The organism is Marinospirillum alkaliphilum DSM 21637, assembly GCF_900119735.1.
Taxonomy (GTDB): domain Bacteria; phylum Pseudomonadota; class Gammaproteobacteria; order Pseudomonadales; family Halomonadaceae; genus Marinospirillum; species Marinospirillum alkaliphilum.
On record NZ_FPJW01000001.1, the window covers coordinates 591,987 to 608,189 of the forward strand.

A 16,203-nucleotide genomic window follows, 5' to 3' on the forward strand; every position below is an offset into this window, starting at 1 on the left:
AATCCGCGCTCCCATTCATACAGGGTTCCCTCGCCCCCTGCTAAAAAAAAAGGATACAACCCATGTTGTCTCTCTCTGCTGCGCAATTCCGTAAAGCCTTGATCTGGTTATCACTGATTCACATTGTGATCATTGCCGCCAGCAATTACCTGGTTCAGTTTCCCTTCGAGTTTTTCGGGCTTCATAACACCTGGGGTGCTTTCACCTTTCCCTTCATCTTTCTGGCCACTGATCTGACCGTTCGTATTTTCGGCAAGCAACTGGCGCGTCGCATCATTTTTTCGGTGATGTTCCCGGCACTGCTGTTGTCTTACCTGATCTCGGTGATTTTTGCTGATGGGCGCTTTTCCGGTCTGGAAGGTCTGGGTGAGTTCAACCTGTTTGTTGCCCGCATTGCCCTGGCCAGTTTCATGGCCTACATGCTGGGTCAACTGCTGGATATCCGGGTTTTTGATCGCCTGCGTGAAGTGAAGGCCTGGTGGGTGGCTCCTGCCGCTTCAACCCTGCTGGGTAATGCGCTGGATACCCTGGTGTTCTTCTCGGCTGCCTTTTATGCCAGTCCGGATGCCTTTATGGCTGCTCACTGGCCGGAGATTGCACTGGTGGATTATGGCTTCAAGCTGACCATCAGCCTGTTGTTCTTCCTGCCTGCTTATGGTTTGGTGCTGGCCTGGTTGCAGCAGCGTCTGCTACGTAGCTCCGGCAGTTGGAAAGGACAGCAGATCTAATCACCGATCAGGCGCTATCACGGCTTTTTCATTGGCTTTCCCTGACCGATTGTTGGCATAATTCCGGAAACTTTTTCAGTTTCGAGGAGTGATGGCATGGCAATTCTGGCGCATCAGCGCAATGGTCAGGGTGAGCCGCTGGTGGTGATGCACGGCCTGTTCGGCAGTGCTGATAACTGGCGTGGTCTGGCTCGTCGCTGGAGTGATGAGTATGGTGTCTGGAGTCTTGACCTGCGAAACCACGGTCGCAGTTTTCATTGTGAAGGCATGAATTACACCAGCCAGGCAGAAGACCTGCTCTACTGGCTGGACAATGAAAACCTGGAGCGTGTTCATCTGCTGGGGCATTCCATGGGTGGCAAACTGGCCATGGAGTTCGCCCTGCGTTATCCCTCTCGGGTGGCAAAACTGATTGTGGCTGATATTGCCCCGGTCCGTTATGAACACACCCATGCTGCCATCATTCAAGGCTTGAAAGCTCTCAAAGCTCAGGAACCCTGGCATGAGCGGCGTGAAGCCGACCATCTGCTGGCGGAGTATGTGAAGGATGTACAGACACGCCTGTTCCTGCTGACCAATCTGGTTCGCACCGATGAAGGCCTGTGTTTGCGGGTTGCCATTGAAGAAATTGCCCGTGATTACCAGGCCATTATTGATGCACCACCAGCCATGACTGAAAACCGGGTGTTTGAAGGTGCTACACTGGCTATCAGGGGTGGACGGTCAGACTATGTGACTGAGGGCCACCTGCCGGAATTTCGTCGTGCTTTTCCGCAGTTGCAACTGGAAACCCTGGATGCCGGACACTGGTTGCACGCCGAGCAGGCTGATGCCTTTTCAGAAGCGGTTTTGCGGTTTCTGAAGCAGGCTTGATGCCGCATTCACTGCAAGGAGGTGTTGCATGTCCCATGTTTCTCCCTTTGATTGGTCATCATTGCTGAAAGAGCAGCCGCTGGTTCCTGTATGGGCGTCAGTGGTTCCAGAAGCAGCTGCACAGGTGGCACAAACCCTGCTGAAGGCAGGTTATGGTGTGCTGGAAGTGACCCTGCGGGAAGAGGGTGCCTGGTGGGTGCTGGAAACCCTGCGTGCCACTGAACTGACTCTGGTGGCAGGCAGTCTGCGCCATCCTGAACAATTAAAACGCCTGCAGGAGTGTGGTATTTCCATGGCCGTAACGCCCGGCTGGTGCCCGGAATTGTGTGAGGCCGCCAAACAGCTGGGCATACGTTTGTTGCCGGGGGTGAGTACACCCGGTGAAGCCATGCAGGCCAGCCTGATGGGCTACCGTCAGGTCAAACTCTTCCCGGCCATGGCGCTGGGTGGCCCTGCTTATCTGCGGGCCATGCGTGCCCCTTTGCCGGAGCTGGAGTTTGTACCGACTGGTGGCATAGATGAATCCAGTATGGCGCAGTGGTTTGCTCTGCCCGGTGTGGTGGCGCTGGGGGGGAGCTGGATGTTGCCAAAAGAGTTGGTGGTGCGGGAGGACTGGAGCATTCTGGAGCACATCGCCAGTCGTTCGCTGGCTGCCGCACGGGAACTGCGTCAGCAGCGGGATGCAGCGCTGAATCACTGAGTGGAGTGAATGGATCGTGTACGGTCGTGATAACGAAGAGTTCAAGGCCCGCCGCCTGCGAGCGGTTAAGGCTGATCTGAACAGTGGTGCTTCAGTGCTGGCACGCAAGGCGCTGGAAGACATCATGGATTATGCTGATGCTTGTGAAGTCGCAGATGTTGCTGAATTGCAGGTGGAAATCACGGATCTGGCCGATCGCCTGAGTGGGGCGCGTCCCAGTATGGTGGTGGTTTCCAACGTATTAAAACATTTTGTCGCCACCCTGCCGGACTTGCCTGATGATTTAAAAAAGGCCAGAGGGCGTGCAGCAGTTCATGCCGAGGAAGTGATCGAACAGGTTCAGCAGGCTCAGGCCAGGGCAGTCGAGTTTTGCATGAATGAGCTGACCGACGGCATGACCATCATGACTCACAGTGTCAGCTCCAGTGTGATGCAGTTATTCACCGCCTGCCAGCGCAGCGGCAAACAGATCAATGCCATCATCACCGAATCCCGTCCGGGAATGGAGGGGCGCAATCTGGCCCGTTACCTGAACAAGCTGGGCGTGCAGACCCAGTTCATCACTGAAGCTCAGATGGCTCATTTTGTGGTGCAGGCTGACAAGGTGATTGTCGGTGCTGACAGCCTGTTGCGGGATGGTTCGCTGGTCAACAAAACCGGCACCCGCCTGCTGGCGCTGGCTGCAAAAGATGCCGGTATTCCTTTCTGGGTGCTGGCGGAAAGCTTCAAACACTCGCTGGTGTTGCCGGAGGATGTGGTGCTGGAAGAAATGCCTGAAGAAGAGCTGCAACTGGAATCCATGCCTAATGTGCAGCTGCATAACATCTATTTTGACCTGATCCCCGCTCGCCTGATCACTGCCTGGGCGGATGAACAGGGGGTGCGGGTGATCTTCCGTTCGCTGGCTGAGGGTGCTGCTTCGCTGCCTGCTGCCGACGGCTGATTTGCTTTTTCCTTCCTTGATGCAAAACCTTGCAATCCGGGTTTTGCTCTTTTCTTTTTTATACCGTTAGCTTGATGGTTTTTGTTTCCCTTTGAGTCGGTTGACAGTGCCCGAGGGCACTGTTTTTCCTGCATCTCGGCAATTATTTGCGCAATAAATTGCATTTTGTTTTTTTGATGCAAAAAACTTTGCATTTATTGTCTTTGCTCTTAAACTTAAGTCCAAGATGCAAACAGGAGAAGCAACCTTGGCCCCCCGAACCCTCGAAGAACTCAAGCGCAGACTGCAGAAGCTGAATGCCCCCGGCAGTGATTTAAAGCTGGGCAAGCGTGCACTGGCAGCACTGACGCGGATGATGGATAACCCGGAAGTGGTGGCCGTGACCAGTATTTCTGCACTGGCCAGTGAGGCGGGAGTGAATGCTTCTACCTTGAGCCGTCTGGTACGCAAGCTGGGTTTTGAGAATTTTGCCGAGTTCCAACTGGTGTTTCGCAAGCACCTGGCCAGAACCAGCAAAACCAGTTTTTACAGTGATCTGGCCGGTCAACTGGTGGATACCGAGCAGGATGAGGATCAGCGGCCACCACCCTCGCTGGCGCTGATGACCCAGGTGGCAGAAGAGGAAACTGCCAATATTGCCCAGATGTTAAAAAGCCTGGATTTGCAAGCACTGGAGCAGACGGTGGAGTTGCTGGCTTCTGCGCCCAGAGTGAGGGTGTACGGATTACGTCAGGCTTACACCATGGCCAATCTGCTGGCTTATGCCATGGGGCTGTTGCGTTCGGATGTCAGCCTGCTGGGCAACCCTCATCATGGTGTGGCCCATGGCCTGACTGAGTTGACAGAACAGGATGTGCTGGTGGTGATCGGTGCATCACCCTATACCCGCGGAACGGTGGCTGCTGCCCGTATTGCAGCCAATCATGGCATGAAGGTGGTGGCCATCACTGATTCGCACGGTTCACCGCTGGCTGCAGAGGCCAGTGTGACTTTTGTGGCTCCGACCAGCAGCACCTGGTACAGCAACTCCATGGCGGCGTTTTTAGTGTTCATTGAGGGGTTGATGGCAATGCTGGCCGGTCGTCTGGGGCGTCGTGGTCTGGCCAGCCTGAAGCGTCACGAACAGTTGATTGATGAGGTGAACCATGAGCTCTGATGTTGATCTGCAGCCGGTGTTGAGTGAATTGAAAGACGGTGTGCTGTGGATCACCCTGAACCGTCCGCAGCGACTCAATGCGGTCAGCAAACCCTTGTATGATCGCCTGTGTGAGCTGCTGGATGAAGCTGAAAGATCTGCTGAAGTGCGGGTGGTGGTGCTGACCGGTGCCGGGCGGGCCTTCTGTGTTGGTGCAGACATGAAAGCCCACGGCGAAGGAACACGAACGGCTTTTGAGCGGCGTGAATACCTGCGTGGTGAGCAGGAGGTCTGTCGGCGGCTGTTTGAGTTGTCACGTCCGGTGGTGGCGGCAGTGAATGGTTATGCGCTGGGTGCTGGTGCTGAAATGGCTCTGGCTGCTGATTTTCTGTTGATGAAAGCGGATGCCCAGTGGGGGTTGCCGGAAACCGGCATTGGTGCCTTCATCGGTGGTGGTGTGTCCTGGTTGTTGCCAGCCCGTGTTGGATTGGGCAAAGCGCGGGAGCTGGTGATGCTGGGTGAGCGTCTGGATGGGCGTCAGGCACTGGCCATGGGGTTGGCACACCGTTGCCTGGATGCAGCTGACACTGCAGATTTTCAGCAGCAGGTGCAGGCTTTTGCCTTGCAACTGGCGAGCAAGGCGCCCTTGTCCATGGCACTGGCCAAGCAGCATTTAAATCGTGCTGCCCAGCGTGGTTTTGAAGATGCTCTGGTTGCAGAGCTGGAAGGCATGATGTTTTGCAGTACCACCCGCGATTGGCAGGAAGGTGTGGATGCCTTTGCCGAAAAGCGCCAACCTGTGTTCACTGGTCAGTGAGGTTTTGTGATGAGTCTTTTATCCAGTCTGTATCCCGGAGCCCTGATGGTGGTGGGCGCCTCTGCTGATCCGACCAAGCGGGGTTTTCAGTCCGTTCGTGCTTTGCTGCGCGATGGTTTTCAGGGAGCCATTTATCCGATCAATCCAAAACTGACCGAATTGCAGGGGCTGGTGTGTTACCCGGATATTCAATCAGTACCCGGGCAGCCTGAATTGGCACTGATCTGTACACCAGCCATCAGTCTGCCGGATGTATTGCAGCAATGTGGTCTGAAAGGGGTGCAGACGGCCATTGTGCTGGCCAGTGGTTTTGCTGAATCCGGATCGGAAGGCGAGGCTTTGCAGCAACAGAGCCTGGCCGTGGCACAGCGTTACGGTGTGCGCCTGATCGGTCCCAACACCTCGGGTGTATTCAACACCCACGCTCGCATGAATCTGGTCGGTTTTTCCGATCTGCATGCCGGCCCGCTGGGGATTTTGTCCCAGTCCGGCAACATGGCACTGTCACTGGTCACCGAAGGAAGCCAGCAGTTGCATTCCGGATTCAGCAGTTACATCGGGGTTGGTAATGCTGCAGATCTGGGATTTCACGATTACCTGGATTATTTTGCAGCGGATCAGGGCACCGGAGCACTGGTGGCTTATCTGGAGGGCCTGACAGACGGACGGGCTTTTCTGCAGGCGGCACGTCGCTTCACGGCCAGAAAACCGCTGGTGTTATACAAATCCGGTAAGTCTGAATCAGGCCAGAAAGCCGCGCGTTCTCATACCGGGGCGCTGGCGGGCAGTTACCAGGTGGCACGCGGTGTGATGCGTCAGGCCGGGGTGGTGCTGGTGGAACAACCGGATCACCTGTTGCCGGTGGCTGAAGCCCTGGCGACCCAGCCTTTGCCTCAGGGGCGGCGCATTGCCATTCTGGCGGATGGGGGTGGGCATGCCACCATTGCAGCCGATGCGCTGGATGCTCTGGGTTTAACCCTGGCTGAATTGTCGCCCACCACGCAGGATGGCCTGAAGGCCTTGTTGCCCAGAGGGGCGGCTGTGAGCAATCCGGTGGATGTGGCAGGTGGCACCGATAGTGATCCTTTGAATTTTGCCCGCTGTGCCGAATTGTTGTTGCAGGACCCAGGTGTTGATCAGTTATTGCTGGTGGGACTGTTTGGTGGTTATGCACTGCGGTTTGATGTCAGTCTGGCTGATGCAGAAAGGTTGACTGCAGTGCAACTGGCGGAGCTGGCTCGTATGGCTTCTAAACCCTTGTTGGTGCATAGCCTGTATGCCTTGAGCAGGCCAAAGCCACTGCAACAGCTGGTAGAGCAAGGTATTCCGGTGTATGCCGGTATTGACGCCGCTGTAGCCGCGTTGAAAGCCCTGGCCGATTATGCCGCTTATCGTCAGCGGGGTGAGCAGGATGACCTGCTGACCGGTCAGGGTGAAGCCAGTCTGCGCGCAGCCCGACTGTTGACGGGGGTCAGACAACAAGGGCGCACAGCCTTGCTGGAGCCGGAAGCCAGACAGTTGTTGGGAACCTTTGAAGTGCCCCTGCCGGAAGCCTGCTGGTTGCAAACTCCGGATGAACTGCAGCAACTGGATGGGCAATGGCTGGAGCAACCACTGGCCATGAAGGTGGTATCCCGTGATGTATTGCACAAGTCGGATGCCGGAGGAGTGAAGCTGAACCTGCTGGGCCTGGCAGCCTTGCAGCGGGGTTGGCAACAGATTGAGCAGCAGGTGCTGAGCCACCAGCCGGAAGCACGCCTGGAAGGCATGTTGCTGGCTCCCATGGCGTCAGCACCGGGCACCGAGGTGATTATCGGGGTGACCCATGACTCTCAGTATGGTCACCTGTTGATGTTCGGATTGGGTGGTATTTTTGTGGAAGTGCTGAAAGATGTGGTGTTCAGGGCCTTGCCACTGAGTCGTGCTGATGCCTGGGACATGCTGGCGGGCATTCAGTCAGCCCGTGTGCTGGAAGGAGTGAGGGGACAGCCGCCGGTTGATAAACAGGCACTGGTTGAACTGCTGCTGAAAGTATCGGCTTTGGTGGTGGCGCACCCGGAAATCGAGGAGCTGGATCTCAACCCGGTACGCTGCCACCGTGAAGGTTATACCCTGCTGGATGCCCGGGTGCTGTTGGCAACAGCTGCATCAGGTGCGATGAGTGCAGCAGGTGCGGAGGCGACTGGTATGGCCGAATTGGCCGACGGGGTTCAGCGGCTGCACTGAGTGGTTTTTTCCGTTCAGGTCTTATCCGCGTGCCCAGGGAAGGGCAGGCAGGTAGTTTTCCGGTGGCACCGGCTGGCCATTTTCGCGCAGTTCAAAATAAATGCCTGGCTTTTCTATCTGACGCTGACTGCCGGCTGCACAGACCGGGTGGCGTCCGGACAGGCGTGAACCCTGATCCACAAACAAGGCGTGGCAGTAGGCATACACCGACTGACGGCCTTGTCCATGTTCAATAATCACCACCCGACCGAAGCCACGCATTTCCCCGGCAAACACCACGCGGCCGGGTGCAATCGGGAATACCTCCTGGCGGGCTCTGGTTTCCAGTGCCAGTCCCTGGTGCATGCCCCAGCGTTGCCAGGAAAAGTTGATCCGTACCTGCGGGTTATCAACGGGCCAGCGGTAGTTGAGGGTATCCCGGCCGTTGACCGGAATCACCACGCGCTGGCCGATGCGCAGTCGATCCGGGTCAATGCCGGGGTTGGCCTGAATCAGGCTGATCAGCGAGATATGGAAGTGTTGAGCCAGAACACTGAGCGTATCACCGGACTGGATGCGGTAATAATAGGGACCGTTGGCCAGCACATCACTGTTGCGCTCAGGAATCCGTAAGCGCTGTCCGGTAGCGGGTGGGTTCTGTTGAGTGCGTGGGTTGTAACGACGCAACTCGGCTTCACCTATGCCGTGTCGGCGTGCAATGTCAGCAAAACTGCTGCGGCCATCGGTTTGAAAAAAGGCCTGATGCCCGGCAGGGCGGGGCTCATCCAGTGGTGAGCGACTCGCACAGGCACTTAGCAACAAGACCGGCAACAAGACCAGCAGCAAGATCAGCCAACGACTGCAGACAAGCCGATTACAGGCGTCAGGAAGGGTTAGGTGCACGAACTCACCCGCTGTGCGTTTGATAAACAGCCAGTCTAAACCTTGCTGGCCCGGTTTTGAACCTGGAATCATCCGGAAAGGCTTTGGACGAATAAAATAACCGCCATATTTGTGTATTTTGTGCATCAGTGGCTAAAATGGTAGTTCAATTCATCAGATACAGGGTAAGCCTATGCAAGTTGCAGCCAATAAAGTTGTTGGAATCCATTACACACTCACCAACAACGAAGGCCAGGTGCTGGATTCTTCCCAGGGCGGCAACCCGCTGTATTACCTGCACGGCCACAGCAACATCATTCCCGGTCTGGAAAAGCAGTTGGAAGGTTGCACCACGGGTGATGCCTTTGAAGTCACTGTTGAACCATCAGAAGGTTATGGTGAGCGTGATGACAACCTGGTTCAGCAGGTTCAGCGTGAAGCCTTCCAGGGTGTTGACAGCATTGAGCCGGGCATGCAGTTCCAGACTCAGGGTCCGGGTGGCACCATGGTGGTGACAGTGGTTGATGCCAACGACCAGGTGGTGACCATTGATGCCAATCATCCGCTGGCGGGTGTGGCGCTGAACTTCAAAGGCAGCGTCGAGTCTGTACGTGATGCCAGTGACGAGGAAGTGCAGCACGGTCATGCTCATGAAGGTGACATGCACCACCACTGATTTTTTTGCTCAGTGATCGGGGCCGCAATACACAGGTATTGTGGCCTTTTTTTGGCCTGAAGATTGAACTCTTGCGGCCGATTGACTAGTCTAAGGGGTAGTCCTTCATCGAGGTGATGTCATCATGATCGAATCCAGCGTTAACAATCAGGCTTCAGTGGCTCTGCGTCAGGCTCAGGGTCAGGACATGCGCAGTCTGCAGAACCAGCGTGAGGTCAGTGAGTCAGCCGTGGAGGAGCAAGCATCCAGTCGTCCAATGGCGGCCAGTGGTGTAGAGTCATCGGATTCAACCGCCGCAGCAGTTTCCACTCAGCCTTCAGATGTTGTCACTCGTCTGGGTGAAACCACTGAACAGGTTCCTCTGTATGAAGCTGCCCGTCCAGCAGGCACCATCATTCGTCCGGCGATCGAAGTGGCCCAGAATGCAGTGGCTGCACAGCAGGTTCCTTCTGAGCAGCAGATCAATGAACAGGTGGCGCAGGCACGTCAGAATGAAGATCAGGCTGCCAGTGAGCTGCGTGAGCCTGCCACACCGGCTCGTGGACGTGATCCAAGCCCGGATGATGTGCAAAATCTGGTCTGAGGCTGATCGCCATAAAAAACCCGCCAGGTGCGGGTTTTTTGTTGTGACTTTTTCAGTGCCTGGCTAGCGGCTTCTCAGGTGTGACAGGTAATCCCGGATGGCTTTGCCATCACCGGTAAAGCAGATCTGGTCAGCTTTTTGCCGGTACTGGTGTTGATACATGGGGTCGTAGTATTCCTGCAGCAACTGCTGAATCCAGGCACGATGGTCATCAAGACTGGCCGTGAAGTCATCATGCGCCAGAGCCTGCTGCATCTTTTTCAACAGTTGCCGGTAACGCAGACCACCAAGGCGTTTGCTGATACGAGACAGGCTGTCCAGCAGGTGTTCAGCAAAGGCATGTTGTCCTTCTGCATCACCCAATAACTGAATGAACTCACCTCGCAGGTCAATCACATAGTCTTTTAGTACGCGCTCCAGGCGTTCATCTGCAGGAGCCTCCAGCCAGATGACTGGAGCGGCTTTCATGCGGTCTCGCAGGCAAGGCGGTAGCGCACAACGGCCAATGGTCTGATTTTCATCTTCTACCACCAGTTGTCGCCAGTTTTGCTGTTGCTTGTGCAGCAGGTCCACTGCCAGGCGGCTTTCAAAGCCGATCTGGGTGGGCTGGCGGGTGGCATGGCGACCAAATCCCGAGCCACGGTGATTGGCATGGGCTTCCAGATCCACGGCATTGGGCAATTCGGCCAGTAATTCTGTTTTACCACAACCGGTCATGCCACCCATCACCAGCAGGTCATGATTGTAAATGGCCGTTTCGGTGGTTTGGATCAGGAACTGGCGCATCGCCTTGTAGCCACCCTGGATACGTGGGTAATCCACTCCGGCTTCATGTAGCCACTGCTGCACAATCTGCGAGCGTAGGCCACCACGAAAACAGAACAGATAACCATCAGGATGACGGCGGGTAAAGTCGAGCCAGGAAGCTACCCGTTGCGCCTTGATGTCACCTGAGACCAGTTGATGGCCCAGAGTGATGGCGGCCTGCTGGCCCTGTTGTTTATAACAGGTACCCACGGCTGCACGTTCATCATCCAGCATCAGGGGAAGGTTGGTGGCGGTGGGAAAACTGCCATGCTGAAATTCAACCGGTGCGCGGGTATCCATCAATGCCACACCGGACAGGAAAATTTTCTGGTAGTCGGTTTCCTGCAGTGCTGAATGGCTGGTCATGGCTGCTCAGTGTTCATTGATCTCAACAGCATACTGACCGGCTGGATGCAGCTGACCAATGGCGTGAAGTTTCAGTCCCTCGGCAGCAGCCAGCTGCAAAAAATCTGCTTCGCCTTCAGGGCGTACTGCCACCAGCAAACCACCACTGGTCTGAGGATCACACAGCAGCTGGCGCTGAGTGTCTGTCAGTGCTCCGAGACGGTGGCCGTAGCTGTCAAAATTGCGTTGGGTGCCACCGGGAATACAGCCTTCAGTCAGATAGTACTCTGCTGCCGCAAGGCGGGGGATGGCATCAAAGTTCAATTGTGCTGTCAGCCCGCTGCCATCAGCCATCTCGACCAGGTGGCCCATCAGACCAAAACCGGTGACATCGGTCATGGCGGTGACTTCCGGCAGGTTTGCAAATACAGCACCGATACGATTCAGTTCACACATCAGGGCTGTGGCAATGCCACGATCCTGCTCGCGCAGTTTGCCCTGCTTTTCCGCTGTGGTCAGAATGCCTATGCCGAGTGGCTTGGTGAGAAACAGCCGGTCACCTTCACGAGCAGTGTTATTGCATTTAAGCTGTTTTTTCTGTACCAGGCCAGTGACCGCCAGACCAAAAATGGGTTCTGGCGCATCAATGGAGTGACCGCCGGCCAGTGGAATCCCTGCTGCTTCACATACACTGCGAGCACCACGCACGACATCTCCGGCCAGTTCCGGTGGCAGCAGTTTGATGGGCCAGCCAAGTAAAGCAATGGCCATCAGCGGGGTGGCTCCCATCGCATAGATGTCACTGATGGCATTGGTTGCCGCAATGCGGCCAAAGTCATAAGCATCATCCACAATGGGCATGAAAAAGTCAGTGGTGGAGACCACGCCCTGTTCTTCATTCAATGCAAAAACGGCGGCATCATCTCGAGAGGCATTGCCTACCCAGAGGCGGGCATCCTGCTGACTCTGACCGGCGGCGGCCAGAATGCTGTCCAGAACAGCTGGTGCAATTTTGCAACCGCAACCAGCACCATGACTGTACTGGGTGAGTCGAATGGCAGATGTTTCTGACATGGTTAAAGTGATGTCTGAGCTGGTGAGCCAACAATCAGGAACTCCAGCAGGGCTTTCTGGGCATGCAGGCGGTTGCCTGCTTCCTGCCAGACCACTGAACGGTGATCATCGAGCATGTCTTCACTGACTTCTTCACCCCGGTGGGCAGGCAGGCAATGCATGAACAGGGCATCTTTGGTCGCATGATCCATCAGTTTCGGTGAAACCTGGTAAGGCGCAAAGTCACGCTTGCGGCGAGCCTGTTCTTCTTCCTGACCCATCGAGGCCCAGACATCAGTGACCACCAGTTGTACACCTGCCACTGCTTCGGCTGGATCACGTATCAGGGTGATGCGATCTGCATAATCATCCATCAGTTGCTGTTTGGGTTCATAACCCTCCGGACAACAGATGCGTAAATGGAAGTCAAACTGGCGGGCGGCCTGGATGTAGGAGTTGCACATATTGTTGCCGTCACCAATCCAGGTGACGGTTTTGCCTTGCATGCTGCCACGACATTCTACAAAGGTTTGCACATCTGCCAGCAGCTGGCAGGGGTGGAAATCATCGGTCAGGGCATTGATCACAGGAATGGTGGAGTAATGAGCCAGGGTTTCCAGATCCTGGTGGGAGTAAGTGCGCACCATCACCGCATCAACCATCTCGGATAACACGCGGGCAGTGTCTTCCAGCGGTTCGCCGCGACCGAGCTGACTGTCACGCGGTGACAGGAAAATGGAGCCGCCACCCAGCTGGATCATGCCCGCTTCAAAGGACACCCGGGTACGGGTGGATGACTTTTCAAAAATCATCGCCAGCACCCGGTTTTTTAATGGTTCATCAATCAATCCGGCCTTGTGTCGACGTTTCAACTCAATGGCACGGTGAATCAACCGCTCCAGTTCCTGAGGTGAAAGGTCGGTCAGGGTCAGAAAGTGCCTTACACTCATGATGGACTCCGAGTCGCCAGCCAGTTTTTGATCAGTTGGCTGAGTTGTTCAACCAACTGATCGGCTTCCTGGTCTGTAAAGGTCAGTGGCGGCAGCAGGCGAACCACCTGGCCAGCAGTGACGTTGATCAGCAGACCGGCATCCAGTGCCTGCTGCACCAGCTCGCCACAGGGTTGATCCAGCTCGATGCCGATCATCAGGCCACGACCACGAATATCCAGTACGCCTGCCAGGCCGGTGAGTTGTTGGTTCAGGCCGGACATGATGCGCTCACCCAGTTGTTGTGCACGCTGGCAGAGGCCTTCTTTTTCCAGGGTTTCCAGAACGGCCAGTACCACCGCACAGCCCAGCGGTGTACCACCATAGGTGGAGCCATGGTGGCCGGGCTGGAAGAGTTCGGCAGCAGCACCCTGAGCCATGACCGCGCCAATCGGGAAGCCGTTACCCAAGCCTTTGGCAGTGGTGACCACATCCGGTTTCCAGTCAAAACGCTGGAAGGCATAGTAGGTGCCGGTACGGCCATTGCCGGTCTGAACCTCGTCCAGCATCAACAGCAGTCCGTACTGGTCACACAGCTGCCGCAGACCATTCATGACTTCATCAGATGCCGCGCGAAGGCCGCCTTCACCTTGTACCGGTTCAACCAGAATGGCAGCAACATCCTGACGTCTTTCCAAAATATTGCGTACTGCATCCAGATCATTGTAGGCGCAGCGGATAAACCCGGTAACCAGCGGCTCAAAACCAGCTTGTACCTTGCGATTGCCGGTAGCGGTCAGGGTCGCCAGGGTGCGGCCATGAAAGGCGTTTTCCATCACCAGTACATGGGGTACTTCAATGCCCTTCTTGTGGCCATGGAGGCGAGCCAGCTTGATGGCGCCTTCATTGGCTTCGGCACCGGAGTTGCAGAAAAAGATCTTTTCCATGCCAGACAGTTCGGCCAGTTTCTGGCCTGCGGCTTCCTGCAGTGGGATGCGATAAAGATTGGAGGTATGCACCAGACGGGCAGCCTGTTCACTGATGGCTCGGGTGACGGCAGGGTGGGCATGGCCCAGGCCGCATACGGCAATGCCGCACAGCGCATCAAGATAATGCTTGCCTTCGGTATCGGTCAGCCTGGAGCCCTTGCCTTCTGCAAAGGCGATGGGTAGGCGGCCATAAGTGTGCATCAGGGCGGTTTCAGCCATGGTGCAAGTTTCCTCCTGGTCAAACGGGGCGGGCCCGAAAAAAACATTCAGTCTAAGCACTTGCCCGGTGGCTGGCAAGAAGCCCTGAAATTTTTAACCCTTTGCTTGTTATTGCGATGCTTCGACCGCTAAAATTGACTAAGTTGCTCAGGTTTTTTAAAAGCCTTTTTCTATTTAACCCCTGTCAAGAAGGTGAAATCGAATGTCAAATACTCTGGATACCATCAAGGAGCAGATTTCCAGCAATCCGGTACTCCTTTACATGAAAGGCACCCCTCAGATGCCGCAGTGCGGTTTTTCTGCTCAGGCTGTTCAGGCGCTGATGTCCTGCGGCCAGAAGTTTGCATTTGTTAATATTCTGGAACACCCGGACATTCGTGCTGAGTTGCCAAAGTTTGCCAACTGGCCAACCTTTCCTCAGTTGTGGCTGAAGGGTGAGCTAGTGGGTGGCTGTGACATCATCCTGGATCTACAGCAGCAGGGTGAACTGCAAGCCATGGTTCAGGATGCAGCAGGCTCTCAGGCCTGATCAATCCTGCTCCGGCATGGTCCGGAGCGCCAGTTCCCAGCCGCCGAGTTCGTGCCAGGTGTTAACCACCGCACAAAAGAGCTCGGCGGTTTTTTCTGTGTCGTAACTGGCTGAATGGGCTTCACGGTTGTCAAAGGGAATGCCTGCTGCCTTGCAGGCACGGGCCAGTACCGTTTGACCAAAAGCCAGAGCCGCCAAGGTGGCGGTATCAAAGCTGGAAAAGGGGTGGAAAGGATTGCGCTTGATACCACATCGCTCCACCGCCGCATTGATGAATGCCAGATCAAAGCTGGCGTTATGCCCGACCAGTATGGCACGGGTGCAGCTATGTGCCTTGATGGCCTTGCGTACGGTTTTAAAAATTTCTCCCAGCGCATCCTGTTCAGGCATGGCAATGCTTTGACGAAAGGCAGAGTTCAGGTCGATTTTGGTGAAATCCAGTGCGGCCTGCTCAATATTGGCTCCTTCAAAAGGGATGAGGTGCCTTGAAATACTGTGATCTGGCAGGATCATACCGTTTTCATCCATGGTCAGGGTGGTTGCTGAAACCTCCAGTAATGCATCGGTGGCAGCATTAAAGCCGGCTGTTTCCACATCCACCACTACGGGCAGGTAACCGCGAAAGCGGCGGGACATGGGGTGTTTAACACTCGGCTGACTATTCACGCAAAGCTCCTGACCGGCGTGGATGAAAAAGGCTATAATCGGCCGGATAGCTTAACATAAGCCTGTCTGATTGCGTCTGTTTTGCTAAAGTTTGCTGGCTGGAGGCCGATAGCCTCACTCAGAACCGGATTTTATGAAGGATTACAGCGTGTCCGACCTTGCTCACTCAACACGGCCAAACCGTTTTACTGCAAGGCTTTTAAGAAGCCCACTGGCGGCTTTGTCTTTGGCAATGCTTGTTGTTGCACCAGCAGTACATGCCAGCAGTTGGCAGGCTGGCTACGAAGAAGGGCGTTGGCAGGCCAGTGCTCCCTCCCAGTTGAATTGTGAGTTAAGTCATACCATTCCGCATTTTGGTGAAGCACGTTTCATTCACCGTGCGGGTGAGTCAGTGCGTATGGAGTTGCAGCCTTTCCGTCACGCTTTCCGCCCCGGTCAGGTGCAGATGGTTGCCATGGCACCTCAATGGATGCCGGGTGCTACGCCGCATCACCTTGGCAGTTACCGCATTGAAACCACTGATCGCCCACTGCGCATTGATACACCGCAGACCGAGCTGATTCTGGAGAGTCTGCGCCAGGGTTTGATGCCTTCGATGCTGCAAGAGGATCAGGATCCTCGTATTGAGCGGCGTCGAGCGAGCATTACCCCGATTCACTTTCATACGGCTTTCCGTGATTTTCAGTTGTGTCAGGCACAGTTGTTGCCGGTTAACTTTGATCAGATTCGTGACATCAAGATCACCTTCCGACTGGGTGGTACGGGCCTGACCCAGCAAGACAAAGACCAGTTGGATCTGCTGGTGCGTTATATCTACGCTGATCCGGAAGTGGTTGTGGTGATGGTGGATGGTCACTCCGACTCGCTGGGCACACGTCGTGATAACCGTCAGATTTCTTTTGAGCGTGCCAAGTCGGTCACTGACTATCTGATTGCCCGTGGCATGCCTGAAGACATGATTGTGTCCAACTACCATGGTCAGCGCTTCCCGATTGCAGATAACCGCACGGCTGAAGGCAGGGCGCTGAACCGCCGGGTTGATATCAAGCTGGAACGTGAGCTGGAAATCAAACCGCTTTTCTGATGCCTGCCATGAAAACCTGCTGATACTCCCCGCTGACGCC

The 16,203-nt window shown here is 55.4% G+C and carries 17 protein-coding genes; 11 read left to right on the forward strand and 6 right to left on the reverse strand.

Annotated features, from left to right (window positions below; genetic code table 11):
• The first annotated feature begins 62 nt into the window (after window positions 1-62).
• The 7 genes from BT114_RS02815 to BT114_RS02845 all read left to right on the forward strand — a co-directional run bounded on the left by BT114_RS02815 (window position 63) and on the right by BT114_RS02845 (window position 7,422).
• Window positions 63-728 (forward strand): 7-cyano-7-deazaguanine/7-aminomethyl-7-deazaguanine transporter, encoded by a 666-nt coding sequence (locus BT114_RS02815; RefSeq protein ID WP_072324764.1) that lies wholly within the window; start codon window positions 63-65, stop codon window positions 726-728.
• A gap of 96 nt (window positions 729-824) precedes the next feature.
• Complete coding sequence (locus tag BT114_RS02820; protein ID WP_072324765.1) at window positions 825-1,601, forward strand: alpha/beta fold hydrolase; 777 nt, start codon at window positions 825-827, stop codon at window positions 1,599-1,601.
• A 28-nt stretch (window positions 1,602-1,629) separates the two neighbouring features.
• Complete coding sequence (locus BT114_RS02825) at window positions 1,630-2,301, forward strand: bifunctional 4-hydroxy-2-oxoglutarate aldolase/2-dehydro-3-deoxy-phosphogluconate aldolase (protein ID WP_072324766.1); 672 nt, start codon at window positions 1,630-1,632, stop codon at window positions 2,299-2,301.
• Window positions 2,302-2,317: 16 nt separating this feature from the next.
• Window positions 2,318-3,244, forward strand: coding sequence for an eIF2B alpha/beta/delta subunit family protein (locus BT114_RS02830; protein WP_084661804.1), 927 nt, complete (start codon window positions 2,318-2,320; stop codon window positions 3,242-3,244).
• 247 nt (window positions 3,245-3,491) lie between these two features.
• On the forward strand, window positions 3,492-4,400 hold the full coding sequence (locus tag BT114_RS02835) for a MurR/RpiR family transcriptional regulator (RefSeq protein WP_177247028.1): 909 nt from the start codon (window positions 3,492-3,494) through the stop codon (window positions 4,398-4,400).
• Window positions 4,390-5,196 carry an enoyl-CoA hydratase/isomerase family protein gene (locus tag BT114_RS02840; RefSeq protein WP_072324768.1) on the forward strand — a complete coding sequence of 269 codons (807 nt, stop codon included), beginning with the start codon at window positions 4,390-4,392 and terminating at the stop codon, window positions 5,194-5,196. The genes BT114_RS02835 and BT114_RS02840 overlap by 11 nt, the downstream gene beginning before the upstream one ends.
• A gap of 9 nt (window positions 5,197-5,205) precedes the next feature.
• The gene (locus tag BT114_RS02845; protein WP_084661811.1) at window positions 5,206-7,422 is read left to right on the forward strand and encodes an acetate--CoA ligase family protein; all 2,217 of its coding nucleotides are present in this window, start codon (window positions 5,206-5,208) and stop codon (window positions 7,420-7,422) included.
• A gap of 21 nt (window positions 7,423-7,443) precedes the next feature.
• Here BT114_RS02845 and BT114_RS02850 read toward each other — a convergent pair whose 3' ends face one another.
• Entirely contained in the window at window positions 7,444-8,304 is an 861-nt protein-coding gene (locus tag BT114_RS02850; protein ID WP_177247029.1) for a peptidoglycan DD-metalloendopeptidase family protein, read from the reverse strand.
• Window positions 8,305-8,476: 172 nt separating this feature from the next.
• On the opposite strand from BT114_RS02850, the gene BT114_RS02855 reads away from it, so the two are divergent.
• Both BT114_RS02855 and BT114_RS02860 read left to right on the forward strand, forming a co-directional pair.
• The gene (locus BT114_RS02855; RefSeq protein WP_072324771.1) at window positions 8,477-8,959 is read left to right on the forward strand and encodes an FKBP-type peptidyl-prolyl cis-trans isomerase; all 483 of its coding nucleotides are present in this window, start codon (window positions 8,477-8,479) and stop codon (window positions 8,957-8,959) included.
• A 124-nt stretch (window positions 8,960-9,083) separates the two neighbouring features.
• Window positions 9,084-9,542 (forward strand): hypothetical protein, encoded by a 459-nt coding sequence (locus BT114_RS02860; RefSeq protein ID WP_072324772.1) that lies wholly within the window; start codon window positions 9,084-9,086, stop codon window positions 9,540-9,542.
• Between the two features lie 63 nt (window positions 9,543-9,605).
• Here the strand turns inward: BT114_RS02860 and mnmH are convergent, their stop codons facing one another.
• The 4 genes from mnmH to BT114_RS02880 are packed head-to-tail and all read right to left on the reverse strand — an operon-like array spanning window position 9,606 to window position 13,884.
• Window positions 9,606-10,715, reverse strand: coding sequence for a tRNA 2-selenouridine(34) synthase MnmH (gene mnmH / locus BT114_RS02865; protein WP_072324773.1), 1,110 nt, complete (start codon window positions 10,713-10,715; stop codon window positions 9,606-9,608).
• A 6-nt stretch (window positions 10,716-10,721) separates the two neighbouring features.
• Entirely contained in the window at window positions 10,722-11,768 is a 1,047-nt protein-coding gene (gene selD, locus BT114_RS02870; protein ID WP_072324774.1) for a selenide, water dikinase SelD, read from the reverse strand.
• A 2-nt stretch (window positions 11,769-11,770) separates the two neighbouring features.
• The gene (gene argF / locus BT114_RS02875; RefSeq protein ID WP_072324775.1) at window positions 11,771-12,697 is read right to left on the reverse strand and encodes an ornithine carbamoyltransferase; all 927 of its coding nucleotides are present in this window, start codon (window positions 12,695-12,697) and stop codon (window positions 11,771-11,773) included.
• Window positions 12,694-13,884: an aspartate aminotransferase family protein gene (locus BT114_RS02880; RefSeq protein WP_072324776.1), complete on the reverse strand. Its 1,191-nt coding sequence runs from the start codon at window positions 13,882-13,884 to the stop codon at window positions 12,694-12,696. Before BT114_RS02880 ends, argF begins: the two co-directional genes overlap by 4 nt.
• A 202-nt stretch (window positions 13,885-14,086) precedes the next feature.
• Here BT114_RS02880 and grxD point away from each other — a divergent pair, with 202 nt between their 5' ends.
• Complete coding sequence (gene grxD, locus BT114_RS02885; RefSeq protein WP_072324777.1) at window positions 14,087-14,413, forward strand: Grx4 family monothiol glutaredoxin; 327 nt, start codon at window positions 14,087-14,089, stop codon at window positions 14,411-14,413.
• On the opposite strand, the gene rnt is transcribed toward grxD, so the two are convergent.
• Complete coding sequence (rnt, locus tag BT114_RS02890) at window positions 14,414-15,049, reverse strand: ribonuclease T (RefSeq protein ID WP_084661815.1); 636 nt, start codon at window positions 15,047-15,049, stop codon at window positions 14,414-14,416.
• A gap of 178 nt (window positions 15,050-15,227) precedes the next feature.
• On the opposite strand from rnt, the gene BT114_RS02895 reads away from it, so the two are divergent.
• Entirely contained in the window at window positions 15,228-16,163 is a 936-nt protein-coding gene (locus tag BT114_RS02895; RefSeq protein ID WP_177247030.1) for a MotY family protein, read from the forward strand.
• The last annotated feature ends 40 nt before the right edge of the window (window positions 16,164-16,203 follow it).